8 protein-coding genes are annotated in these 25,739 nt (G+C 72.8%); all 8 read left to right on the top strand.

Annotated elements, in window-relative coordinates; genetic code table 11:
• Positions 1–7,254, top strand: coding sequence for an amino acid adenylation domain-containing protein (locus ABIE67_RS05620; protein WP_370254167.1), 7,254 nt, complete (start codon positions 1–3; stop codon positions 7,252–7,254).
• Complete coding sequence (locus ABIE67_RS05615; protein ID WP_370254163.1) at positions 7,251–9,698, top strand: amino acid adenylation domain-containing protein; 2,448 nt, start codon at positions 7,251–7,253, stop codon at positions 9,696–9,698. Before ABIE67_RS05620 ends, ABIE67_RS05615 begins: the two co-directional genes overlap by 4 nt.
• Positions 9,695–14,323, top strand: coding sequence for a beta-ketoacyl synthase N-terminal-like domain-containing protein (locus ABIE67_RS05610; protein ID WP_370254158.1), 4,629 nt, complete (start codon positions 9,695–9,697; stop codon positions 14,321–14,323). The genes ABIE67_RS05615 and ABIE67_RS05610 overlap by 4 nt, the downstream gene beginning before the upstream one ends.
• Positions 14,320–15,540, top strand: coding sequence for a MupA/Atu3671 family FMN-dependent luciferase-like monooxygenase (locus tag ABIE67_RS05605; protein WP_370254156.1), 1,221 nt, complete (start codon positions 14,320–14,322; stop codon positions 15,538–15,540). Before ABIE67_RS05610 ends, ABIE67_RS05605 begins: the two co-directional genes overlap by 4 nt.
• Positions 15,537–19,631 carry an amino acid adenylation domain-containing protein gene (locus tag ABIE67_RS05600; RefSeq protein ID WP_370254154.1) on the top strand — a complete coding sequence of 1,365 codons (4,095 nt, stop codon included), beginning with the start codon at positions 15,537–15,539 and terminating at the stop codon, positions 19,629–19,631. Before ABIE67_RS05605 ends, ABIE67_RS05600 begins: the two co-directional genes overlap by 4 nt.
• On the top strand, positions 19,631–20,878 hold the full coding sequence (locus ABIE67_RS05595) for an MFS transporter (RefSeq protein ID WP_370254152.1): 1,248 nt from the start codon (positions 19,631–19,633) through the stop codon (positions 20,876–20,878). The genes ABIE67_RS05600 and ABIE67_RS05595 overlap by 1 nt, the downstream gene beginning before the upstream one ends.
• A gap of 64 nt (positions 20,879–20,942) precedes the next feature.
• Positions 20,943–24,158, top strand: a complete 3,216-nt coding sequence (locus ABIE67_RS05590) for an amino acid adenylation domain-containing protein (RefSeq protein ID WP_370254148.1) — start codon at positions 20,943–20,945, stop codon at positions 24,156–24,158.
• Positions 24,148–25,659, top strand: coding sequence for a PqqD family protein (locus ABIE67_RS05585; RefSeq protein ID WP_370254144.1), 1,512 nt, complete (start codon positions 24,148–24,150; stop codon positions 25,657–25,659). The genes ABIE67_RS05590 and ABIE67_RS05585 overlap by 11 nt, the downstream gene beginning before the upstream one ends.
• Positions 25,660–25,739 lie beyond the last annotated feature (80 nt).

Here is a 25,739-nt window from a genome sequence, read left to right as displayed (position 1 = left end):
GTGACGGCAGGACTGCCCACCTACCGCACACCCGCGCCCGGCCACCCCGTTCGCCGTACCCGGACCTCGCTCCGGCTGGACGACGACCTGGTCCACTCCCTGAAGGCCCTGGCCAAGGCCCACGACACCGACCTCCGCCACGTCCTGCTGGCCGCCTGCCTCGCCGTGCAGCCGCGGTACACCGGAGAGGCCGCGGCCGCGATCGGGATGGGCGACGGCACCGTCCTCGCTCTCACCGACGTCGAGGACTCGTCCTTCACCCAACTGGTCGCCGCCGTACGGGACATGCCGCCACAGCCGGCTCGACCGGAGAACCGGATCAGTGTCGTGTTCGGGCCCCTCGCCGCCGAGGGGCCCGCAGCGGACGCCGAACTGCTCATCGACATCCACGACATCGATGACATCGGGGACAGCGACTCGGACGGTTCCGCCGTGGTCATCGAGGCCACGTACGACGCCGAGGTCTTCGACACCGCCACCGTCGACCGCTTCCTGGCGCACATCAACTCCCTGAGCGCGACCGCCGTCACCGCCCCGCACACGCGGCGGCTCGCCGACCTGCCCGTCCTCACCGAGACCGAGCAGCAGCGCGTCCTGGTGGACTGGAACGCCACCGAGACGCCGCTCGACCACGCCGGCTGCCTGCACGAGCGCTTCGCCGCCCGCGCCGCCGTCGACCCGGACGCGCCCGCCGTGATCCAGGGCGGAAAGGCCACCAGCGCCCGGGACATCGACGCGGCCGCCAACCGGCTGGCCCACCATCTGCGCGGTCTGGGCGTCGACGTCCGCAGCAGGGTCGCCCTGTGCGTGGACCGCGGCCCGGAGCTGCTCACGGCCGTGCTCGGCGTACTGAAGGCGGGCGGCGCGTACGTACCGCTGGACGCGGACTACCCGGCCGAGCGCCTCGCGTTCATGCAGCGCGACTCCGACTGCCAGGTCCTGATCACCCAGTCCCGTCTCCTCGGGCGCCTCCCCGCACCCGGCATCCCGGTCGTCCTGCTGGACGGAGAAGCGGACCGGATCGCCGCCCAGCCATCGGAATGCCCGAAGCCCACGGCCGGACCCGACGACCTGTGCTACATCATCTACACCTCGGGCTCCACCGGACGCCCCAAGGGCATCGCCCTCCGCCACCGCGGCGTCCTCAACAACCTGCTGGACCTCAACGCCCGCTTCGCGGTGGGCCCCGGCGACAAGGTCCTGGCCCTGTCCTCGACCAGCTTCGACATGTCGGTGTACGAGTTCCTCGGCATCACCCTGGCCGGCGGCACCGTCGTCATCGCGGACCCCGGCCGAGCCAAGGACCCGGCGCACTGGCACGAACTGATCCAGCGGCACCAGGTCAGCGTGTGGAACTCCGCGCCGGCGCTCGCCGAGCTCTACGTCGCACACCTGCAGGGACTCGGCGACGAACGCACCGGCCTGCGGCTGGCCATGCTGGGCGGCGACTGGGTGACACCGACGCTGCCGGACCGGCTGCGCGCCTTCGCCCCCGGCATCCGGGTCATCGTGATGGGCGGCGCCACCGAGTCCTCGATCCACTCCACCCTCCACGAAGCGGGATCGCCGCTGCCCGAGTGGAGCAGCGTTCCGTACGGCCGCCCCATGGCCAACCAGCGCACCTACATCCTGGACGCCCGGCAACGCCCCGTCCCCATCGGCGTCCCCGGCGAACTGCACCTGGCCGGGGTCGGACTCGCCGAGGGATATCTGGGCCGACCGGAACTCACCGCCGAGAAGTTCACCGACTTCTCCTTCGGGCCGGTCCACGGTGAACGCGTCTACCGGACCGGCGACCTGGCCCGCTTCCGTCCCGACGGCCAGATCGAGCTGCTCGGCCGGATCGACTTCCAGACCAAGATCCGTGGACTGCGGGTCGAACTGGGCGAGATCGAGGCGCTGTTGCGGGCGCAGCCGGAGATCGCCGAGGCGGTCGTGTGCGTGGCGACGGACGGGGTCGGCGACCGGTTCCTCGCCGCGTACGTCGTCGCTGACACCGACGCCGAATCCGACGCCGAGGCTCAACAGGGCCTGGACACCGACGACATCAGGGCACGGGTGGCCCACGCCCTCCCCGACTACATGGTGCCGGCCGCCCTGACCGAACTGGACCGCCTGCCGGTCACGCCGAACGGCAAACTCGACCGCGCCGCCCTGATCCGGATGGCCGGTGCGCCCCGGGGCCGGACGACGCACGGCACCGGTCCGGCCGACGGCCTGGAGCGCGCGCTGGCCGCGCTGTGGCGCGAGAACCTCGGGGTCACGGAGGTGTTCCGGGAGGACGGCTTCGTGGCCCTGGGCGGTCATTCGCTCAAGGCCGTACGACTGGCCTCGCGGATCCGGCAGACGCTGGACGCCCCCGTCACGTCGGCAGCGGTCCTCGGCAGCCGGGACCTGGCGGAACTGGCGGCACTGGTACGCGCCGCGCAGGCCGAACCCCAGGCCGCCGAAGCACAGTTGACCCGCGGGGACGAGGACGAGGACGGGGACGGCTCGGCGCCGCTGTCCTTCGCGCAGGAGCGGCTCTGGTACCTGGACCGCCTGATGCCGGGATCGCCGGCGTACAACGTCGCGGTCACCCTGCCCTGGCACGCCGAACTCGACACGGCGGCGCTGCGACGCGCATTGGACCGGCTGATCGCGCGGCACGAGGCCCTGCGCACCACGTTCACCGAAGCCGGGGGACTCGTACGCCAGACCGTCGGCGAGCCGTGGTCGATCGACCTCCCGATCGAGGACACCGCGCCGGACGAGCACGCGCCGGACGAGGACGCGCCGAACCTTGAAACGCCGTACGACGACACGCTCGCCGCGCGGATCCGCCGCGAGGCGGCCGTGCCGTTCGACCTCTCCGCCGGTCCGCTGCTGCGCGCCCGGCTGATCCGGGTCGCCGACGGCCCGCAGGCCCTGGTGCTGACGATGCATCACATCATCACCGACGGCTGGTCGCTCGACGTCTTCTTCGCCGAACTGGAACAGCTCTACGCCGCCGAAACCGGCGGTGGCCCGGCGCAGCTGCCCGAACTCCCGGTCGGCTACCGCGACTACGCGCGTTGGCAGCGAGCCCAGCAGGACAGCGGCGCCTGGGACGCCGATCTCGGCTACTGGCGGGAGCGCCTCGACGGGGCACCCACGGTCCTGGAGCTGCCCAGCCGACGGGTCCGGCCCGCCCAGCAGTCCTTCAAGGGCGGCCTGCATCCGTTCGGCTGGGACCGCGAACTCCAGGAGCGGCTCGCCGACCTCGGCCGCCGCCAGGGCGTCACCCCGCACATGATCGTGCTGGCCGCGTTCACCGCGCTGCTCAGCCGGCACACCGGCGAGACCGACATCGTCGTCGGCGCCCCGGCCGCCATGCGCACCCGGCCGGAACTGGAGCCGCTGCTCGGCTTCTTCGTCAACACCCTTCCGCTGCGGGTGGACCTGGACGGCGACCCGGAGTTCGGCGAGATCCTCGCCCGGGTCCGCGAAGCCGTGCTCGGCGCCGTCGAGCACCAGGACCTGCCCTTCGAGCGCCTCGTCGAAGAGCTGCGGCCCGAGCGCGACCCGGCCCGTATGCCGGTGGTGCAGTTCCTGGTCCAGTTCAACGACGTCCCGCTGCGGGCCGTACACCTCGGCGGGCACCGGCTCCAGCCCCGGCCGGCCGATCCCGGCGCCGCCAAGGTCGATCTCACCCTGATCGTGGAGGACCGCGGAGACGGCCTCGACGGCAGCCTGGAGTACAACGGCGACGTCCTCGACCAGGCGGACGCCGCGCTGTTCGCCGAGCAGCTGACGCTGCTGCTGCGGCAGGTGGCACAGGCGCCCGGGACCCGGCTCACCGATCTGTCCCTGCTCGCCCCCGACCAGCGCGGGCGCATCCTGGACGACTGGAACCGGACCGGGGCCGCCCTTCCCGAGGCGCCCGTCCACCGGCTGTTCGAGCAGCACGCCGACGCCTCTCCCGACCTCCCGGCCGTGATCGCCGGGAACAGCACGCTGACCTACCGTGAGCTGGAGGAGCGGGCGAACCGCCTGGCACACCGTCTGCGGCGCGCCGGCGTACGTGCCGGAGACCGGGTCGGGATCTGCCTGGACCGCTCTCCCGAGCTGGTCGTCGCGATGGTGGCGACCCTCAAGGCGGGGGCGGCGTATGTGCCGCTCGACCCGGAGTATCCCGGCGAGCGGCTCGCGTTGATGGCCGACGACGCCGGGCTGCGGGTGATCGTGACGCGGCGCGGGACCGTGGCGGAGCTACCCGGCGAGGGTCGGCTGCAGCTGTTCCTCGACGACGGCCGGGAAGGCGCCGCAGAGTCCGCAGAGTCCGCCAAGTCCGTGGAGTCCGCCGAATCCTTCGCCTCTGCTCAATCCGTCGCGCGACCCGACGCCTTCGCCTGCCCCGACAGCGCCGCGTACGTCGTCTACACGTCCGGCTCGACGGGGCGGCCCAAGGGCGTGGTCGTCGACCACCGCGCGATCGTGCGGCTGGTACGGGAGAGCGACTACGTCCGCATCCGGGCCGGTGACCGGGTGGCGCAGGCGGCCAACGCCTCCTTCGACGCCACGACCTTCGAGGTCTGGGGTGCGCTGGCCAACGGCGGATGTGTCGTGGTCCTGCCCCGTGACGTCGTCCTGGACCCCGACAAGCTGGCCGCGGCGCTCGTGGAGCACGGCATCGCGTCGCTGTTCCTGACCACGGCCGCGGTCAACGCCGTGGCGCACCAGCGACCCGACGCGTTCCACTCGCTGCGCGAGCTGCTCTTCGGCGGCGAGGCGGTCGACCCGGGGGCGGTGCGCCGCATCCTGGAGCACGGTGCTCCGCAGCGGCTGCTGCACGTCTACGGCCCCACGGAGACCACCACGTTCGCGACCTGGCACCAGGTCCTGGACGTGCCGGCGGACGCCGCGACCGTGCCGATCGGCCGGCCGATCGCCAACACCCGGGCTTACGTCCTGGACACCCGGATGCGGCCGGTCCCGGTCGGCATGCCCGGCGAGCTGTACCTCGGCGGCCCCGGACTCGCCGCCGGCTATCTCGGCCGTCCCGACCTGACCGCCGAGCGGTTCGTCCCGCATCCCTACGCCGAGCGGCCCGGGGAGCGGCTGTACCGCACCGGGGACACGGTGCGGTACCGGGCGGACGGGGCGATCGAGTTCCTCGGCCGCAGCGACGGACAGGTGAAGATCCGCGGCTTCAGGATCGAGCCCGGCGAGATCGAGGCTGCCCTCGGCGCTCATCCCGCCGTGGCCCGCGCGGCCGTGGTCATCGACGCACCGGGCGGTGCCGCCAAGCGTCTCGCCGCGTTCGTCGAGGCCGCCACTCCGGTTGCCGCCGCTCCGGTTGCCGCCGCTCCAGTTGCCGCCACTCGGGAGACCGGCGCCCTGGGCACTGGAGCCCCCGGCACCGGCGGTCCGGTCACCGGCTCCCCGGGCACCGGCGCCCCGGTGACCGCTGAGGAACTGCGCACCTGGCTGCGCCGCACCCTGCCCGCATACCTGGTGCCCTCGGTCTACGTCCTGCTGGACGCGCTCCCGATCACACCGAACGGCAAGGTCGACCGGCGCGCTCTGCGGGTCCCGGAGGGCCATCGAGGGCTGCCGGAGGGGGCCTCGGCGACGGGAGCCGGTCCTGCCCCGCGTACGCCGGTCGAGGAGATCCTGACCGGTATCTGGGCGGAGGTGCTCGGCCTCGAAGAAGTCGCCGTCGACGACGACTTCTTCGAGCTCGGCGGCCACTCGCTGCTCATGATCCCGCTGCTGGCGCGGGTCAACGAGGCGCTGGGGACCTCGCTGTCGATGGGGGCGCTGATGAGCAGCCCGAACCCGCGGGCCCTCGCCGCGCAGGCCACCGCGACGGCCGAGGACGCCGGACCGGTGCCGCGCCGCCGCGAGCCCGGTTCCGACGAGCCGGTGCCCCTGTCGTTCGCCCAGCAACGCCTCTGGTTCATGGACCAGTTGGAGCCGGACAGCTCGCTCTACAACGTCCCCCTGCTCCTGCGCCTGCACGGCGACCTGGACCGGACGGCACTGGAACGGGCGCTGGGTCTCCTCGTCCGGCGGCACGAGGTGCTGCGCACGTCCTACCCGGCCACCCGTGGCCGGCCCCGCCAGCACATCGCGCCGGCCGGTGACATGGAGCTGCCCTGCACCGACCTGGCCGGGCACCCGGACGCCACCGCCGAGGCCGCCCGTGTCGTACGGCAGGACGCGATCGAGCCCTTCGACCTGGAGAGCGGTCCGGTGCTGCGCGCCCGGCTCGTCCGGCTCGCGCCCGACGAGCACCAACTCTCCCTGGTGCTGCACCACATCGCCATCGACGGCTGGTCCCTGCCCCTGGTCTGCGACGATCTCGGGCGGCTTTACGCGGCGACCGCGTCCGGCGAGCCGCATCGGCTCCCCGAGCCCGCACGCGCCTACGCCGACTACGCCGAGTGGCAGCGCGCCTGGCTCCAGGGCGAGAACCTGGACCGACTGATCGACTACTGGCGGTCGGTGCTCGGCACCGACCCGGTCGCACCGGCGTTGCCGGCCGACCGGCCGCGACCGTCGACGCGGAGCTTCGCCGGGGCGGTCGCGACCGCCGCGATCGACACCGAACTGGCCCGGCGGATGCGGGCACTCGGCCGCCGCGAGGGCGCCACCGAGTACATGGTGCTGCTCGCCGCCTTCCAGGTGCTGCTCGCCGACTGGGCAGGCGACCCGGAGATCACCGTCGGCACCCCGGTCGCCGGTCGGGGCCGGCCCGGCCTCGACCGTCTGGTCGGCTGCCTGATCAACATGCTGCCGGTACGCACCTCGCTCGCCGACCGCCCGGACTTCCGCGCGCTGCTGGCCCGGGTCCGGCAGGCCGTGCTGGGCGCCCTCGCCCACGAGGACCTGCCGCTCGACCGGATGGTCGAGGCGCTGGTGACCCGGCGGGACCGGCAGCTCTCTCCGCTCTTCCGGGTGATGTTCAACCACGTCACCGCCACCCCCGACCCCGACTTCGGGCCGCGGCTGCGGGCCGAGGGCGAACTCGGCTGGACCGGCGAGACCGCCATGTTCGATCTCGGTCTCGTCGTCGAGGCCCGCGGCGAGGACCTGCGCCTCACCCTGCAGTACGCCACCGACCTGTTCACCGAGGAAACGGCGAACACCCTGCTCGCGCGGTACATCCGCGTCCTCGACACCTGCACCGGCGAGCCGGGCCTGCCCGTCCTGCCGTCCGCCGGCGGACCGCACGACGCCGCCCACCCGACCGCCGCAGAACCTCACGACGCTGACAGGAGGACCTCGTGACAGTCGAGGCGCCGCTGCCTGAGCTGCCGACCACCGATGTCTTCAGGCCCTGGACTCCCGACGCCGGACCGGCCGACCCCGGCAGCCGGCTGCTGACCCTGGACCGCGCGCGCTGGACCGCCGTACAAGAGTGGGCCGACCGGTTCGGCGGGGCCGCGCCGGACGCCGTGTGCACGGCCTTCACCGAGGTGATCGCCGCCTGGAGCCGGACCACCGGGTTCGCCGTACGCCGGGACGACGCGCCGCAGGGCGCGATCGTGCCCGACGCCGATTCCGCCGCGCCCTTCCACACCCGGCTGTCCGCCGCGGCACACCGGATCGACGTCACCGGCCACGGGCTGCCGGTCGCGTACGCCTTCGGGACGCCGCTGCGCGCGGTCGACGGCGAACCGCTCATCGGCTGTCACGCCGAGGAGACGCCCGACGGTGAGCTGCGCGTGACGTGGCACGTCCGGGAGACGGCGTTCGCCGGTGGCACGGCCGACGCGATGTTCGCCGCCTTCGCGCACCGCCTGCGCGCCCTCGCCGACACCGACGAGGCATGGGAGAGCACGGCCGCCGTCCCCCTCCCACCCGAACAGGCCGAGCGCCGTACGGAGCGCAACGCCACCAGCCGCCCGCTGCCCGAAGGGCTCCTGCACGACGGCGTGCTGGCACAGTGTCTGCGCACCCCGGAGGCCACTGCCGTCGTCGCCGCCGACGCCGTGCTCACCTACGGCGAGCTGCACGCCCGGGCGTCCGCCGTCGCCGCGCACCTGCGCGCCCGGCCGGACGGACCCGGGCGGATCGTCGCGGTCGCGCTGGACAAGAGCACCGCCCAGATCGCCGCCGTACTCGGGATTCTCCTGGCCGGCGCCGCCTATCTGCCGCTGGACCCGGCACAGCCGACGGCCCGTCGCAACCGCATCCTCGCCGACGCCGGAGTGCGCCACGTCCTGGTGCCGGACGCCGCGGCCGGAGCGGGAAGCTGGCCCGAGGGTGTCACGGCGGTCCCCGTCGACGACCTGGCCGGCGGCGAAGCAACGGTCGAAGCCGCCGCCGCCCACCCGGAGGACCTGGCGTACGTGATCTACACCTCGGGCTCGACCGGCGTGCCCAAGGGGGTGATGATCAGTCACCGGGCCGCCCTCAACACCGTCGAGGACCTCAACGGACGGTTCGGCGTCGGCGCCGACGACCGCATGCTCGGACTGGCCTCGCTCGGCTTCGACCTGTCCGTCTACGACATCTTCGGCCTGCTCGCGGTGGGGGGCGTGCTGGTGCTGCCGGACCCCGGCCGCCGCAGCGACCCGGCGCACTGGGCCGACCTCGTGGCCCGCCACCACGTCACGCTGTGGAACTCGGTCCCGGCCCAACTCGGTCTGCTGACCGACCACTTGGAGGGCGAGGGCACCGGCATCGCCGTGGCCTCGCTACGGCTGGCCATGCTGTCCGGCGACTGGATCCCGCTGTCGCTGCCCGACCGGGTCCGGGCGCTGGTTCCCGACCTCCGGCTGATCAGCCTGGGCGGGGCGACCGAGGCCGCGATCTGGTCGATCTGGTACGCCATCGGCGAGGTGCGGCCGCACTGGCCGAGCATCCCGTACGGCACCCCGCTCGACAACCAGAGCTGGCACGTCCTCGACGCGCACCTCAGGCCGCGCCCCGACGGCGTCGTCGGCGAGCTGTACATCGGTGGAGCCGGCCTGGCGATGGGGTACCTCGGCGACCCGGAGAAGACCGCGCACCGGTTCATCGAGCACCCCGAGACCGGCGAGCGCCTGTACCGCACCGGCGACCTCGGGCGCTACCACCCCGACGGCGTGCTGGAGTTGCTCGGGCGTGAGGACCGGCAGGTGAAGATCCGCGGCCACCGGGTGGAACCGGCCGAGGTGGAGGCTGCCCTGCTCGCCCACCCGGCGGTCAAGGACGCCGCCGTCATCGCCCATCCCGACGCCTCGGGCGGGCTGCGGCTGGCCGCGTACTACGTCGTCTCCGGCACCGAGGCCGGCACGGCGGAACTGCGGGAACACCTGGGCGCGAACCTGCCCGCGTACATGGTGCCCAGCACGTTCACCCCGCTGGGCCAACTGCCGCTGACCGCCAACGGCAAGGTCGACCGGGCCGCGCTGCCGGACCCGGCGGCGCCGTCCGACACGGGCGCGGCCGGGGCGGCGGAGCAGGACCAGGACCAGGAACCGGCCACCGAGGCCGAGCGGGTGCTGGCGGAGATCTGGGCCGCGGTGCTGGAAGTCGAGACGGTCCGACCGGCCGACGACTTCTTCCTGCTCGGCGGCCACTCGATGCTCGCCACCCAGGTGGTGGCCGAGCTGCGGGAACGCCTCGGCGTCAAGGTGCCGCTGAGGCTGATGTTCGAGGAGACGACGTTGCGCGGCTTCGGTGCGGTGATCGCCGCGAAGGCCGCGGAACGCGGAGCACAGGAAGTCACAGGGGGAGTTCGATGACCGACCACACCAACCTGCCGGAGACCGAGGGCGCGGTCGCGGTCATCGGTATGAGCTGTCGTCTGCCCGGAGCGCGGGACCTGGACGAGTTCTGGGACCTGCTCGTCTCCGGCCGGGAGGGCCTCACCCGCTTCACCCCCGAGGAGCTGGCGGACGCCGGCGTCGAGGCCGGCGACGATCCGGCCTTCGTCGCGGTCGCCGGGGCGCTCGCCGGACCGGGCGAGTTCGACGCGGAGTTCTTCGGCCTCACCCCGGCCGAGGCGGAGGTGACCGACCCGCAGCACCGGCTGTTCCTCGAATGCGCCTGGCAGGCCATCGAGCAGTCCGGGTACGTGCCGGGCCGGATGCCGCCGCGGGCCGCCGTCTTCGCGGGCGCGGCCAACACCGGCTACCGCTACGAGCGTGCCGTCCGGCGCGGCGCGGGAACGGCGGGACAGCCGCTTCAGGTCGCCGTCGGCAACGACACCGACATGCTGGCGCTGCGGGTGGCATACAAGCTCGGCCTCACCGGTCCGGGCATCACCGTGCAGACCGCGTGTTCCTCCTCGCTCGTGGCCGTCCACCTCGCCTGCCAGAGCCTGCTGACCCAGGAGTCCGACCTGGCCCTGGCAGGCGGCGCGGCGGTCCGCTTCCTGGAGCCCTCCGGCTACCGCTGGGAGGAGGGCGGCATCCTGTCCAGGGACGGGCACTGCCGCCCGTTCGACGCGCGTGCCGACGGCACCGTGCCCGGAGACGGCGCGGGCGTCGTCGTACTGAAGCGCCTGGAGGACGCGCTCGCCGACGGCGACCACATCCACGCGGTGATCCGCGGCTCGGCCGTGAACAACGACGGCGCCGACAAGATGGGCATCACCGCGCCGTCCGCGAACGGCCAGACCGCCGTCGTCGCCGAGGCCCTCGAGGTCGCCGGCGTCGACCCGGCCACCGTGGACTACGTCGAGGCACACGGCACCGGCACCCCGCTCGGCGACCCGATCGAGGTCCGGGCCCTCGCCGAGGCGTTCGGCGACCGCACCGGAGCCCAGCCGTGTCTGCTGGGCGCGGTGAAGTCCAACATCGGCCATTTGGACGCCGCCGCCGGCGTGGCCGGCCTGATCAAGACCGTGCTGGCCCTCGAACACCGGGTGATCCCGCCGACGCTGCACTTCACCGCCGCCCACCCGGAGACGGGCCTGGACAAGGGGCCGTTCCAGGTCGCCGCGGAGGAAACGCCGTGGCCCACGACGGGACATCAGGCACGCGCCGGCGTCAGCTCGTTCGGGTTCGGCGGCACGAACGCCCACGTGGTCCTGGAAGCCGCACCGGTGCTCCCCGAGCGGGAGGAAGCGGCCGACGAGGAGCGGTGGCACGTCCTGCCCCTGTCGGCCCGTACGCCCGAGGCGCTCGACGCCGCCACCTCCGCGCTGGCCGACCATCTGCGGGACCGCCCCGAGACACCTCTCGACGACGTCGCCCACACCCTCCGCACGGGCCGCGCGGAGTTCGCCCACCGCCGTACCGTCGTCAGCCGCGACCTCGCGGGCGCCGTCGCCGCGCTGGCGTCCCCGGGACGCGGGCAGGCGCCCGCGGACGTGACCACCGGCCGGCGCCGGACCGCGTTCCTGCTGCCCGGCCAGGCGAGCCAGTACCCGGGCATGGGAGCGGAGCTGTACCGGCGGGAGCCCGCCTTCCGCGCCGCCCTCGACGAGTGCGCCGAACTGCTGCGCCCGCACACCGGATGGGACGTACGCGAGATCGCGTTCGCACCCGACGGGGTCGAACGGCTGGCGCGGACCGAGTTCACCCAGCCCGCCGTCTTCGCCGTCGACTACGCGATGTGCCGGCTCCTCGCCGACCACGGCGTCCGGCCCGACGCGATGCTCGGGCACAGCCTCGGCGAACTCGTCGCGGCCTGCCTGGCCGACGTGTTCACGCTGGACGACGCGCTGCGCATCGTCGCCGTCCGGTCCCGGCTCATGCAGGGCCTGCCGACCGGCGCCATGCTCGCCGTCCCGCTCGGCGAGGCGGAGCTGCGCGAGGCGCTGGGGGAGCTCGGCACCATCGCGGCGGTCAACGCGCCCGGCTCGTGTGTCGTGGCCGCCACCGACCAGGAGGCCGCCCGCATCGGCGAGTTGCTGAAGTCGCGCGGTGTCACGCCGGTACGGCTGCAGACCTCGCACCCCTTCCACTCGCCCGTCATGGACCCCGTACTCGACAAGATCGCGGAGGCGGTCGCCGAGGCCCGGCCGCGCGAGCCGCGGATCCCGTTCGTGTCCAACGTGACGGGAACCTGGATCACCGCGGAGCAGGCCACCGACCCGCAGTACTGGGCGACCCACGCCCGTCGGCCCGTGCTGTTCTCCGCCGGCCTCGCCACCCTGCTCGCGGACGACCCGGTGCTGCTGGAGGCCGGTCCCGGCAGCGCGTTGGCCGGGCTCGCCCGCGCGCAGCGCACGTCCGACGGCCGACCGCCCGCTCTGGCCACCACGATGCGCCGCTCGCGCACCGAGGAGGTCGGCGAGGGCCGCGCCTTCGCCGAAGGACTGGCCGGGCTGTGGCGGCAGGGCGCGGACACCGGTTCGCCGGCATCGCACGCGAGCCGGCCGCAGCGCCGCGTGCCGCTGCCGACGTACCCCTTCGAACGCCGCGACCACCTTCTGCCGCCCCCGGGAGCAACCGCCGACGCGGCGGTCGGTGGCCGGCTCCCCGAGTCCCGCTGGCACCACCTGCCGGTCTGGCGGCAGAGCCCGCCGGACCTGGCCGCCGCCCCCTCGGAGCCCGCGGACCACCTGGTGTTCGAGGACGAGCGCGGTGTCGGTGCCCGGGTCACCGCGGCGCTCCGCGCGGCCGGGCACTGGGTGACGGCGGTCCGCGCCGGCGCGGGCTACGAGCGCACGCAGGACGGCGGCTGCCTGATCGATCCGAGGGACGCCGAGCACATCGGCCGGCTGCTACGGGAGTTGCGCGCCGAGGGCCGTCGCCCCACCCGGGTCGTGCACGCCTGGAGCATCACGGACACGGCGGACGGGGACGTCACCGAGCGCTGGGAAGGCGCCCTGGACCGCGGCTACCTGTCGGTGGTCCAGCTGGTGCAGGCGCTGACCGGGACCGGCGACACGGAGTCCGTCCGGGTGGACGTCCTCACCGACCAGCTCTGGGACGTGTGCGGTGAGGACGTGCGGGCACCCGAGCGGGCCGCTGTGCTCGGAGCCGTCACCGTCCTGCCGCAGGAGCTCCCGACGCTCAAGTGCCGTGCCGTGGACGTGGTCCTGCCCGCCGACGACAGCACCGGCGCCCCGACCGACGCCGCCTGGAGCCGGCTCACCGTGCAGCTGCTCGCCGAGCTGGCCGCGGAGCCGAGCACGGACCTGGTGGCCCTGCGCGGCGGCCGGCGCTGGGTGCGGACCTTCGCCCCGGAGGCGACCGGCCCGGCCGAGCCGCCACAGCCGACCGGCGTCATGATCACCGGTGCCTCCGGCGAAGCGGGGCTCGCCTTCGCCGAGCAACTGGCCACCGGCACCGCGGCGCGCCTCTTCCTGATCGCCGAACCCGGCTTCCCGGACCCGTCGTCGGACGCCGCGCACCCCGCCGAGTACGACGACGACCGCGCCCGCGTGCGGGCCGAACGCCTCGCCGCGCTCCTCGCCGCCCACCCCGGCCGGATCGGCTTCCGCACCGCCGACCTGGCCGACCCCGGGCAGGCCACCGGGGCCGTCGACGCGGCACGCGCCCACCTCGGCACCGTCGACGGCGTCGTACACGCCCTGGACGTCCGCGGCTCCGGACTGGCCGCCCTGAAGAGCCGCGAGCAGCTGGCACCCGCGCTCACCGCGCGCGCCATGTCCGTCCTGCTGCTGGACGAACTCCTGCGCGACGAGCCGCTGCGCATGAACCTGCTCGTCTCCTCCACGACCGGCATCGTCGGCGGCTTCGGACAGCTGGAGAACTGCGCCGCCGGAGCGTTCCTCGACGCCTTCGCACACGCCCGCACCGCCGCCGGCCGCCCCACGACGGCCGTCGACTTCGGCCAGTGGGCCTGGGACGACTGGCTGGAGCGGCACGCGGCGGGCAACCCCGAACTGGCCGCGCAGCTGCGCCGGTTCCGCGAGGACGCCGGCATCCCGGCCGACCGGGGCGTGGCCGCGGCCTGGCCCGCAGTGGCCGCCGGCCATCCGCAGACGGTCGTGTCCGCCACCGACTTCCAGGACGTGCTGGCAGGACAGGCGACGCTCACGACCACCGCCTACGTCCGCGAGACCGACGGCCTGCGGGCGGCCCCGGACGACGGCTGGGACCCCGGCCCGCTGTGGCCGGACGACGAGATCGCCCGGGAGATCGCGCAGGTCCTGCACGAGGTGCTCGGCGTCAGCGGCTTCGGGCCGGACGACGACTTCTTCGGCCTCGGCGGGAACTCCCTGTTCGCCATCCAGGTGATCGGCCGGCTGCGGGAGAAGTTCGGCGACCTGTCCATGAGCGCCATCTTCGAGGCGCCGACCGTACGAGAACTGGCCGAGGTGGTCCGGGCGAGCAGGCCCCGGTCCCTGGACGAGCTCACCCCCGAGGAACTGGACGCCCTGCTCGCCGAGATCGAGAGCCTGTCGCCGGAAGAAGCCGAGGCCAGGCTGCAAGGAGAGGACCTCCGATGACGACGACCCCCGACATAGCGGGGCGGCTCGCCGCGCTGTCACCGCAGCAACGAGCCCTGCTGGACAAGAAGTTGCGGCGGACCGCGCCCGCTCTGGGCGACGCGCCGCAGGCCTCGGCGGCAGGGCCGCGCCGCCGCGCCCGGCGGGCGGACAGCGTCATGGACTTCATGCTGTTCTTCTTCTCCGGCGACGGCACCACACAGGGGCCGGGCAAGTACGACTTCCTGTTCGACGCGGCCCGCTACGCCGACCGGAACGGGTTCAGCGCCATCTCGGTCCCCGAGCGGCACTTCGTCGACTTCGGCGGGCTGTACCCCAACCCGTCGCTGCTCGCCGCCGCCCTGGCCGCCGTGACCGAGCGGATCCAGCTCCGCGCCGGCAGCGTCGTACTCCCGCTGCACCACCCGGTCCGGATCGCCGAGGAATGGTCGGTGGTGGACAACATCTCCGGCGGCCGGACCGCGATCTCGTGCGCCTCCGGCTGGCACCCGGACGACTTCATCCTCGCGCCCGACACCAGCGCCGAGCGGTTCGAGCGCCGCCGGGAGGAGATGTTCGACCAACTCGCCGCGATCCAGCGGCTCTGGGCCGGCGAGGCGGTGGAGTTCCCCGGGCCGTTCGACAAGCCCGTGGAGGTACGCAGCCTGCCCCGGCCCATTCAGCCGCAACTGCCGGTCTGGGTCTCCTCGCAGGGCAGCGTCGAGACCTTCGTCCGGGCCGGCGAGGCCGGCGCCCACGTCCTCACCGGCCTGGTCGCCCAGCGCCTGTCGGACCTCGGCGAGAAGATCGCCGCCTACCGCGAGGCCCGGCGCGAACACGGTCACGACCCGGCCGCCGGCAAGGTCAGCGTCATGGTGCACACCTTCCTCGGCGCCGACGAGGCGGAGGTCAAGCGGATCGTCCGGCAACCGCTCATCGACTACCTGAAGACCTTCCTCGCCCAACAGGACGGATTCGGCAGTGAGTACGCCCAGATCAGCGGCGAGGCCCGGGACGCCATGCTCGCCGCCACCTTCGAGCGCTACTACGACTCCATCGCACTGCTCGGCACCCCGGACAAGTGCGAGACGCTCATCGAGGACCTGGTGGACATCGGCGTCGACGAGGTCGCCTGCCTCGTCGACTTCGGCGTCGACCAGCGGGCCGTGCTGGACAGCCTCGACCATCTCACCGAGTTGAAGGACCGCTACCGGCGCGAGGACGGGGACACGGCATGACCGAGGTTGCACAGCGGCTGGCGAAGCTCACCCCGGCGCAGCGCGCGCTGCTCCAGTCCCGGCTGGCCGGCCGGCCGGCACCGCCGCCGGAGCTCGGCGCGGTCCCGCGCCGGGAGGTACAGGGCCCCGCCCGGCTCACCGTGGACCAGGAACGCATCTGGCTCATCCACCAGTTCGACGAGTCGAGCCCGGTCTACAACGTGTTCTTCGGCGCCCGGCTGCGCGGCCGCCTCGACGCGCAGGCGATGGAGCGGGCCGTCAACGCCGTCATCGCCCGGCACGAACCGCTGCGCACCACGTTCGAGATGAGCGGCGAGCGGCCGGTGCAGATCGTCCACGACACGATGCCGATCGCGATCCGCCGCGAGGACCTCACGGCCGTCCCCGCCGACCGGCGCGAGGACGAGCTGTTCCGCCTGGTCAACGCGGAGGTGAGCGTCCCGCTCGACATCAAGGCCGGGCCGCCGCTGCGCGTCGTGATCTACCGCCTCGCCGACGACGAGCACGTCATGGTCACCACCGTCGACCACCTGGTGTGGGACCGGCAGTCGGCCGGCATCTTCGAGAGCGAGGTCGCCGAGTACTACCGGGCCTTCGTCACCGGCGGGGAGCCGTCGCTGCCGGACCTGCCGATCCAGTACGCCGACTACGCCGAGTGGCAGCCGCACTGGCTCGCCCACGAGGTGAGCCGCAGGCAACTGCCGTACTGGCGCAAGCAGTTGGCCGACGCCTCGCTCGTCCTGGAGCTGCCGACCGACTTCCCGCGCCCCTCCGTGCAGACCTTCAACGGCGCCCGGTACGAGTTCGCCATGACGCCCGAACTGAGCGCGGCCATCCGCGAGTTGGCCAGGCGCGAGAACGCGACCGTGTACGTCGCCCTGCTGGCCGCCTGGCAGCTGCTGCTGCACCGCTACACGGGCCAGGAGGACATCGTCGTCGGCACCACGTCCTCCACGCGCAACCGCCCCGAGACCGAGGCGATCATCGGCTACTTCCTGACCATGCTGCCGCTGCGCACCGAGGTCCGGCCGGACATGAGCTTCCGCGAGCTGCTGCGGGCGACCCGCACCACCATGGTCGGCGCCATGGACCACCACGACGTGCCCTTCGGCACGCTGCTGGACGAGCTGGACATCGAGCGCGACCCCAGCCGCAACCCCGTGTACCAGGCGTCCTTCTTCTTCGTGGACTTCCACGAGTCGGCCCTGGAGATGCCCGGACTGAGCCTTGAGCCACTGGTCTTCGACAACCACACGGCCAAGGACGAGTGCATGCTGTGCATCTTCGACGACGAGGTGCTGGCGGACCATTTCTTCGGGCTCATCGAGTACAACACCGACCTGTTCACCGAGAGCACCGTCGCCCGGATGTGGCGCCACCTGGAGCTGCTGCTGACGCAGGCGGCGGCCGATCCGGGCCGCCGCGTCGACACCTTCTCCCTGCTCGCGCCGGACGAACGGGCGACGATGCTGGGGGAGTGGAACCGCACCGAGGCCGCACGCGAGCCCGGCCTGGGCCTGGACGACCTGCTGCGCCGCCAGGCGGCCCGCACCCCCGACGCCGTCGCGGTACGCAGCGGCGACGAGACCCTGACGTACGCCGAACTCCTCGACCGGGCCGCCCGGTTGGCCACCCATCTGAGCCAACGCGGCGTGGGCCCGGAAACCGTCGTCGGCGTCTGCCTGGAGCGCTCCTGCGACCTCATGGTCGGACTGCTCGGTGTGGTCCTGGCAGGCGGCGCCTATCTGCCGCTCGACCCGCAGTTCCCGGCGCGGCGCGTCACCGAGATGACCGCGGACGCCGGTGTGCGCACCGTGCTGGCGCACAGCTCGCTGGCCGACCGAGTGGCGGACTGCGGTGCCGAGACGGTCTTCCTCGATCTGGAGCGTGCCGCCGTCCTGGCCGAGCCGCCGTTGACCGACGCCCCGGCCGTACCGGGCGACCGGCTCGCCTACGTCATCTACACCTCCGGCTCCACCGGCCGCCCCAAGGGCGTCGAGGTCACCCACCGCAACCTCGTGAACCTGCTGCTGGCCCTGGGCGACGAGCTGCGCATCGGCCCCGGCGACGTGCTGCCCTCGGTCACCTCGGTCTCCTTCGACATCGCCGGCCTCGAGCTGTACGCCCCCCTGATCACGGGCGCCACCGTCGTCGTCGTACCGCGTGAGACCGCACAGGACGGCCCCGCCCTCGCCACTCTCGTCACGGACGTCGGCGCGACCGTGATGCAGGCGACCCCGGCCACCTGGCACCTGCTCACCGAGTCGGGCTGGCGCAACAGCACCGGCATGCGGGTCGTCGTCGGCGGCGAGGCGCTGCCCGCGTCGCTCGCCGCGACCCTGGCCGAGGAGCCGGGCCGGACCTGGAACGTCTACGGTCCGACCGAGACGACGATCTGGTCCACCACCTGCCCGGTGGACGACGGATCGGCCGAGATCTCCATCGGCCGGCCCCTCGCCAACACCGAGGTGTACGTACTGGACGAGCACCTCGACCCCGTCCCGGTCGGCCTGCCCGGCGAGCTGTACATCGGCGGACGCGGGGTCGCCCGCGGTTACCGGGGACGCCCCGACCTGACCGCCGAACGCTTCGTCCCCGACCCGTTCAGCGGCCGGCCGGGCGACCGGCTGTACCGGACCGGCGACGTCGTCCGCTACCGGCCCGACGGCTCGCTCGTCTTCCTCGGCCGCAACGACGGGCAGGTGAAGCTGCGCGGCTTCCGCATCGAACTCGGCGAGATCGAGGCACGCCTGGAGCGGCACCCGGACGTGGCCCGCGCCGTCGTCATCGTCCGCGAGGACCGGCCGGGCGACCGCCGCCTCGTGGCGTACACCACGAGCCGCGGCGAGCCGGCCGAGGCCGAGCGGCTGCGCGAGCACCTGCGGCCGACGCTGCCGGACTACATGATCCCCGCGGCCTTCGTCACGGTCGCCGAGTTCCCGCTGACCACCAGCGGCAAGATCGACCGCAAGGCGCTGCCGAAGCCGGCCGTCGGCGAGGACCGTGCCGACTACGTCGCGCCGCGCGACCGGATCGAGCTCGAAGTGGCCCGGATCTGGGAGGAGGTGCTCGACGTCCGCCCGGTCGGGCTGCACGACCGGTTCTTCGACCTCGGCGGGCACTCCCTGCTGGTGCTGAAGCTCGTCGGCGAGATCGAGCGGCACTTCGGCAGCCGGCTGCCGATGGCCGCCATCTTCCAGGGTGCCACCGTGGAGCGGTTCGCGCGGATGCTCCGCGAGGGCTACCAGGAGCAGACCGAGGCCCACCTCACCGAGATCCGGGCCGGCCGCCCCGACGCGCGACCGGTCTTCTTCGCCCACCCGGCGGGCAGCGAAGTCGTCTGCTACATGCCCTTCGCCAACCTGCTCCAGCCGCTGGACCGGCCGCTGTACGCGGTGAGCGCCCCGGCGCTGCGGGACGGCCGGCTGCCGTACGACACCTTCGAGGAACGCGCCGCCGACTACGCGCGGGTGGTCCGCGAAGCCCAGCCCGAGGGCCCGTACACCTTCGTCGGCTGGTGCTACGGCGGCACCAACGCCTTCGCCATCGCCCGCGAACTGGAGAAGCAGGGCCAGCAGACCTCGGTCGTCCTGATCGACGCCTACCCGCCCGTCCACGTCGACCCCGCCGACGAGCCAGGCCGGGCGCCCATCGTGGAGGCGCTCGCGCTGAACCTGGTCTGGGACTACGCCGACGAGCGCAAGACCCTGGACGAGCTGGCCGGGATGAGCGACGAGGAGCACCTCGACTATCTGCTCGCGCTGGCCCGCCGCAACGACTACCTGCCGCCGGAGGCAGGCCACGACCGTATCGCCGAGGTCATCGACCTGTGGGTCGCCAACCTGCGGCTGATGTGGCGCTACCGGCCGACCCCGCTCTCCGGAGACCTCACCCTCATCCGCGCCGACGAGGACAATCCCGAACTCGCCGCGACCCCCGAGCTGTTCGACGCCTGGCAGGGCTGGGCCGCCGGCGGCCTGCGGGTCCTGAAGGCCGACGGCAACCACTACACCATGATGCGCGAGCCACACGTCGCGCGTCTGGCCGAGACGATCAGCACGCTGCTGGCCGACGACGAGAAGGGCGCCTGATGCTGGAACTGCTCAAGGACCGGGTCTACATCCGCTATTGGCTGGCGGTGGTCGTGTCCTTCCTCGGGGACGCGATGACCAGGGTCACCCTGGTCTACCTGGTCGCGCGGCTGACGCACAGCCCCATGATGATCGCCGTCGTGGTGATGATGCAGCTGTTGCCCTCCGGGGTGCTGGCCGCCTTCATCGGGCCGCTGGCCGACCGCGTGCCCAGGCGGGTCCTGCTGGTCGGCTCGGACGTGGCCCGGATCGTTGTCGTGCTGGCCATGATCCCGGCCCGCAACACCGTCTGGGCGCTGGTCGCGCTGACCCTGGCCGAGGGCGTCGGCAAGGCGTTCTTCGAGACGGCCCGGATCGCCGCCGTGCCGAAGGTGGTCGGCGACCCGAAGCGGATCCCGGTGGCGATCGCCCTGTTCCAGAGCACCTACCAGACCGTCAACCTGGGCGGTCCCGTCGTGGCCGGCGTGCTGATCGCCTTCGGCTCCATCCCGGTGGTGTTCGTGCTCGACGCCGCCACCTTCCTGATCTCGGCGCTCCTGCTGGGCTCGCTCGCGGTCCTGCGCGAGATGCCGTCCTCGGGGCAGGTCGCGGAGTCGTACTGGGCGTCCCTGCGGACCGGCGTCCGCGGTGTGCTCGCGGTTCCGTCGCTGCGCGTGCTGCTCACGCTGGCCGTCCCGGCCACGATCGTCTTCGGCCTGTTCACGACCAACATCAACGCCCAGTTCCTCGACGTGTTCAAGCTGTCCGGGTTCGAGTTCGGCATGGCCCAGGCAGTGCTGGCCGGCGGCGCCGCGATCGGCGCGCTCTCCGGCCCCGCCCTGATCAAGCGCTACGGCAGCTCCAGCGGGCTGCTGCTGGCCGGCATGGGCCTGTTCGGCCTCGCCATGGCGGAACTGGCTCCGACGCAGTGGCTGTGGGAGCAGACCGGGTGGGGCGCGGTGCTCCAGTGGTGCCTGCTGACCGGGCTGTTCTCCGGGCTGTTCCAGGTGCCCATCGCCAACACCCTGCTCACCGACATGCCCGAGGAGCTGCGCGGCCGCGGCGTCGGCCTGCTCAACGCGATCACCGTCAACTTCACCATCCTCGGCGTGCTGATCGGTGGTGCCGCGGCCGACCTGTTCGGCATCGCCGGGTCGATCATCGTCCCCGGACTCGTGCTGGCCGCCTTCAGCGTCGTCGCGGCCGTGGTCCTGCGCGGCTCCCAGCCCACCGCCGAGGAAGCCGCCGTCGCATCGAGGAGCCGGTGACGCCGGGCATCCAGGCCGCACCATCACGGCCGCACCATCACGACGAACCGAAGGCCTCCCTTCCATGGACTCTGCGATAGTTCCCGTCTCCGCAACCCAGCGCCGCCTGTGGGTGCTGGCCCAGATGCGCCCTCAGGACCCCTTCTACAACCTGCCGTTCACCATCGACATCGAAGGGCCGCTGAGCGTCCCGGTCCTACAGCGTGCCCTGGACGAGATCGCCGCCCGGCACCCCGCCCTGCGTACGGCGATCCGTACCGTCGACGGGGAGCTCGCGCAGGTCGTCGGCGCTCCGGAACCGGTGGGACTGCCCGTCGTGGACCTCTCCCGGCTGCCCGCCGACGAGCGGGCCCGGGAGACTGCCCGGCTGGCCGACGACAGCGCGTGCGAGCCGTTCGACCTGGCGGCCGGGCACATGTTCCGACCCGTGCTGCTCCGCCTGGCCGAGGGCTCCCACAAGCTGGTCGTCAACACGCACCACAGCGTGTTCGACGGTGTCTCGGCCGGTGTACTGCAGGAGGAAGTGGCCGCCCTGTACGAGGCGTTCACCGACGGCCGTCCCTCCCCGTTGCCCGCACCGCCGGACTACCGCGCGCACTGCGTGCGTCAGGCCGCCGCGGCGGAGGAGGACGCCGCGGAGTCGCTGGCGTACTGGACGAAGCGGCTGACCGGGGCCCCGGACGTCATGGAGCTGCCGATCAAGGGCCCCCGCCCGGCACGGACCGAGCACACGGCCGAGCGCCGCGCCCGGTCGATCCCCGCGGCCGTCATGGAGTCGCTGGAACAGGTGGCGCGCCGGACCGGCACGACCATGTTCATGGTCCTGCAGGCGGCCTGCGCCACCCTGCTGCACCAGCACGGCGCCCCCGACGTCGTCATGGGCACCGCGCTCTCGGGCCGCGACACCGTCGACAGCCTGCGGCAGATCGGCTATCTGGCCAAGCCGGTCGTGCTGCGCACCGAGTTCGCCGCCGACCGGCCGTTCACCGAGATCCTGGCGCGGACGCGCGGCGACGTCCTGGACGCGCACGACCACCCGGACCTGTCCTTCGAGGCCGTGCTGCGCGAGCTCGGCGTCGCGCACGACCCCAGCTACTACCCGCTGTACCAGGTGCTGTTCGGATACGAGCCGCTCCGGCCGCCGACCCGCGCGGCCGGGCTGACGTTCTCCGGCGGCTACGCGAGTCTGGCGACCGCCAAGGTGGAACTGGAGTTCACCCTCCGGGAGACCACCGACGGGCTGCTGGCCGAACTCGGCTACCGCACCGACCTGTTCGACGCGGCGACGATCGACCGGCTGCTGGCCCGGCTGGAGATCCTGCTGGAGCGCATCGGCGACGACCCCTCGGCCACGGTCTCCCATCTCGTCCAGGCGGGCGCGCGGGAACGGCAGTTGGTGATCGAGGAGTGGAACCGCACCGCCGTCGACTACCCCGGCCACCTTTGCATCCACCAGCTGGTCGAGCAGCAGGCGGAGCGCACCCCGGACGCCGTCGCGGTCCAGGCGGGCGAACGGACCTGGACCTACCGGGAACTCGACGGGGAGGCCAACCGCGTAGCCCACTTCCTGCGTGCCGGAGGCATCGGGCCCGAAGTGCGGGTCGGCGTGTATCTGCCGCGCTCCCTGGAACTGCTCGCCGTGATGCTGGGCATCTTCAAGGCCGGTGGGGTGTACGTCCCCCTGGACGCGGCCCTGCCGGCGCTGCGGCTGCGCACCCTGGTGACGGACGCCGAGGTGGCGCTGGTGCTCGCCGACCCCGACAGCACCGCCCTGTTCGACGGGCTCGGCGCACGCGTGGTCGGGCTGGACCGGCAGGACCGCGACTGGCTGGTCGCCGACATGCCCGACGGACCCGTCGCCTCCCCGGTGGTGTCGGCGAACGCCGCCTACATCCTGTTCACTTCGGGATCCACGGGCGGCCCGAAGGGCGTCGTCCTCGAACACCGCAACCTGATCAACATCATCACCTGGGCGCACCGCGAGCTCGGCACCGAGCTGTGGCAGGTGGTGCCGATGATCAGCGCGCTCGCCTTCGACGTCTGCATGTGGGAGATCTTCACGGCCCTCGGCTGCGGCGGCCGGGTCGTCGTGGCCGAGGACGCGCTGGCCCTGGCCCGTACACCGGGCGTCGAGGACGCGACCGTGATCACGGCCGTGCCGTCCATCTGGGCCGAACTGCTCAAGATCGGCGGACTGCCCGAGACGGCACGCACCGTGTTCTCCAACGGCGAGGTGCTGCCGCCGTCGGTGCTGCGCGACCTGTACGCGCTCCCGGGCGTCGAGGTCGTCTACAACATGTGCGCGCCGACCGAGACCACCACGTTCTCGCTCTACAACGTCGTACGCCCCGGCGAGCCGATCCCGCTCGGCAGGCCGATGCACAACACCACGGCGTACGTCCTCGACTCCCGGATGCGACCGGTGCCGCCCGGCGTCGTCGGCGAGCTCCACTTCGGCGGCGCGGGTGTCAGTCGCGGCTACCTCAACCGCCCCGACCTGACCGCCGAGCGCTTCGTCCCGGACCCGTTCTCCACCAAGGGCGGGGAGCGGCTGTACGCCACCGGTGACCTGGTAAAGCACGGCCCCGACGGGCGCATCCTGTTCGTCGGACGGGCCGACCACCAGGTGAAGTTGCGCGGCGCCCGGATCGAGCTCGGTGAGGTGGAGGCGGCCCTGCTGGCCCAGCCCGGCGTGGGCGAGGTCTGCGCGGCGGTCGTGCGGGAGGGCGGCGACCGACTGGTGGCGGCGCTCTCCCCGGCGAACGGCGCCACGGTGGCCGCGGAGGAACTGCGCACCGCGCTCCAGGAGCGCCTGCCCGGCTACATGGTGCCGTCCGTCATCAAGGTCGTACCGTCCCTGCCGCTGCTGGTCAGCGGCAAGCTGGACCGCAAGCAGGTGCTGGGGATGTTCAGCGGCCCGGCCGAAGAGCCGGACGCCGCGCCGGAGGCCGTCGAGCCGCCGGCCGGGGCCGCGGAGCAGCTGGTGGCCGACGCCTGGCAGCAGGTCCTGGGCCGGCCGGTCGGCGCCACCACAAACTTCTTTGAAGCAGGCGGCAATTCACTGCTGCTGATCCGGCTGCGCGAACTGCTGCGCGGCGCGTTCGACAAGGACGTCGGCGTTACGGAGCTTTTCCGGCACCCCACGGTCCGGGCCATGGCGGAGTTCTTCGCCGGTGGCCCCGGACCCGGGGAGCCGGCCACGGGGATCGCCGGGCTCGGGCGCTCCAGGCAGGAGGCCCGACTTGTACTGGCGAAGAGGAGGAGTCGCAATGTCCGTTGAACCGAGGGGGACCGAACTCCGGTCGGAGGTGCTGGCCGCACTGCGGTCGACGCTGTCCGAGAGCGATGTGGCCGGTGTGGAGAAGTGCGCCACCCGGCTGCAGGAGGCGCTGCCGCGGCAACAGGTCGCCGACAACGTCGTGATGGTGGCGTACGGCGGCGGCAAGGACAGTTCGTACACGCTGGCGTTCGTCCGGGCGGTCCAGCTCTGTCTGTTCGACCGGCTGGGCACCACGTTCAAACTGCGCTCGGCCACCAACCGGCACGCCGGCATGCCGCAGGCCGTCATGGACAACATCGACCGCGCCTACACCGCGCTCGGCATGACCGGCGACCCGGACTGCGAGATGCTGCTGATCGACGGCCCGGCGGTGAAGCACTTCGCGCACGACGAGCCGCTGCCGGCGCAGATCGTCGACCGCAACCGGCTCGACCTGCTGATGACCGGGCACCGCACGTTCGGCGAGGCCCGGCCCACCTTCTGCAACGCCTGCAACCTCAGCATGGTCAACTCGTTCGGCGCCGCCGCGGCACACGGCGCCGGCGTCGACGTGATCATCACCGGGGACTCACCGGAGGAACAGCGCGCCTACAGCTGGTGGATCCGCCGCCTCAGCCGGAAGGTGAACCCGCACCAGCGGCGCCGGACCGGGGCCGGCTTCCGCGGCTTCCTCCAGGACACCGACATGATCGCGTCGGCGTACTTCGCGGAGGTCTACGGCCCCGAGGCGAACGCCGAGATCAGCGAACGGGCCGTGACGAGCGACGTCTCCGAGGACATCCGGTTCTTCTCCATCTTCGACGACACCCGCTATTCGTCGGGGGAGCACTGGGCGCTGCTCACCGATCTGCTGCGGTTCGAATTCGACGAGGTCGCCTTCAGCTTCACCGAGTCCGACTGCGGCAACCCGACGATCATGGCGCATCTGCGGGCCCTCAAGTCCGAGCGCGTACACGGCCGTGAGTACGCCGAGGGCCTTGCCGAGTACGTGGACTTCGCGTTGTCGCTCATGCGGGTCAAGGAGTTCCCGGAGAACCTGATCGAGGTGATGCGCCGGCGCTATCGAGGCCCGGACGCGGCGGCCCGGATGCGCGCGGTGGCGGGCGGCTTCGCCGAGGAGGCGTACGGGCTGACGGAGGAGCAGCTGGTCTGCATGCTCCACTCGCCGTTCACCGACAAGGGGCAGCGCCTGGAGGCCTATCTGGAGGCCGAGCAGCCGCAGCTCGCCTCCCAGGCGGACACGGTGCGCTCACTGCTCGACGGCGAGGGCGAGCCGATGGACCGGACGGAAGCCGAACTCGTGCCGCGGCTGGTCGAGATCGCCGGTCTGGAGCTCAGCCGGCTGCGGACGCTCTACCGCGCGGAAGCGGTGCGGTTCTCCCCGAACGGTGGTCCCAGCATGATGGCCGCCATCCTGGAGGGCGACCCGCACAAGGCGGAGATCCGCACCCGCCTCTCACCCGACGGCCCGGAGGTGATCCAGCTCGCCACGGGACGGTGACGGCGAGGGCCGCGGTGGACGGCGGTCGCGGCCGCCGTCCGCACCGTGGGGACGCGTACACAGGTCGGTCGAGAGGAAAC

It is taken from the genome of Streptomyces sp. V4I8, from assembly GCF_041261225.1.
GTDB lineage: Bacteria > Actinomycetota > Actinomycetes > Streptomycetales > Streptomycetaceae > Streptomyces.
The sequence above is the reverse complement of the archived record's forward strand: the minus strand, read 5'-3'. Positions and strand labels throughout refer to the sequence as shown.

Coding starts and splice junctions, on each gene's coding strand:
- ABIE67_RS05610 (WP_370254158.1), top strand. CDS start 9,695: ATGACCGACCACACCAACCTGCCGGAGACCGAGGGCGCGGTCGCGGTC.
- ABIE67_RS05605 (WP_370254156.1), top strand. CDS start 14,320: ATGACGACGACCCCCGACATAGCGGGGCGGCTCGCCGCGCTGTCACCG.
- ABIE67_RS05600 (WP_370254154.1), top strand. CDS start 15,537: ATGACCGAGGTTGCACAGCGGCTGGCGAAGCTCACCCCGGCGCAGCGC.
- ABIE67_RS05595 (WP_370254152.1), top strand. CDS start 19,631: ATGCTGGAACTGCTCAAGGACCGGGTCTACATCCGCTATTGGCTGGCG.
- ABIE67_RS05590 (WP_370254148.1), top strand. CDS start 20,943: ATGGACTCTGCGATAGTTCCCGTCTCCGCAACCCAGCGCCGCCTGTGG.
- ABIE67_RS05585 (WP_370254144.1), top strand. CDS start 24,148: ATGTCCGTTGAACCGAGGGGGACCGAACTCCGGTCGGAGGTGCTGGCC.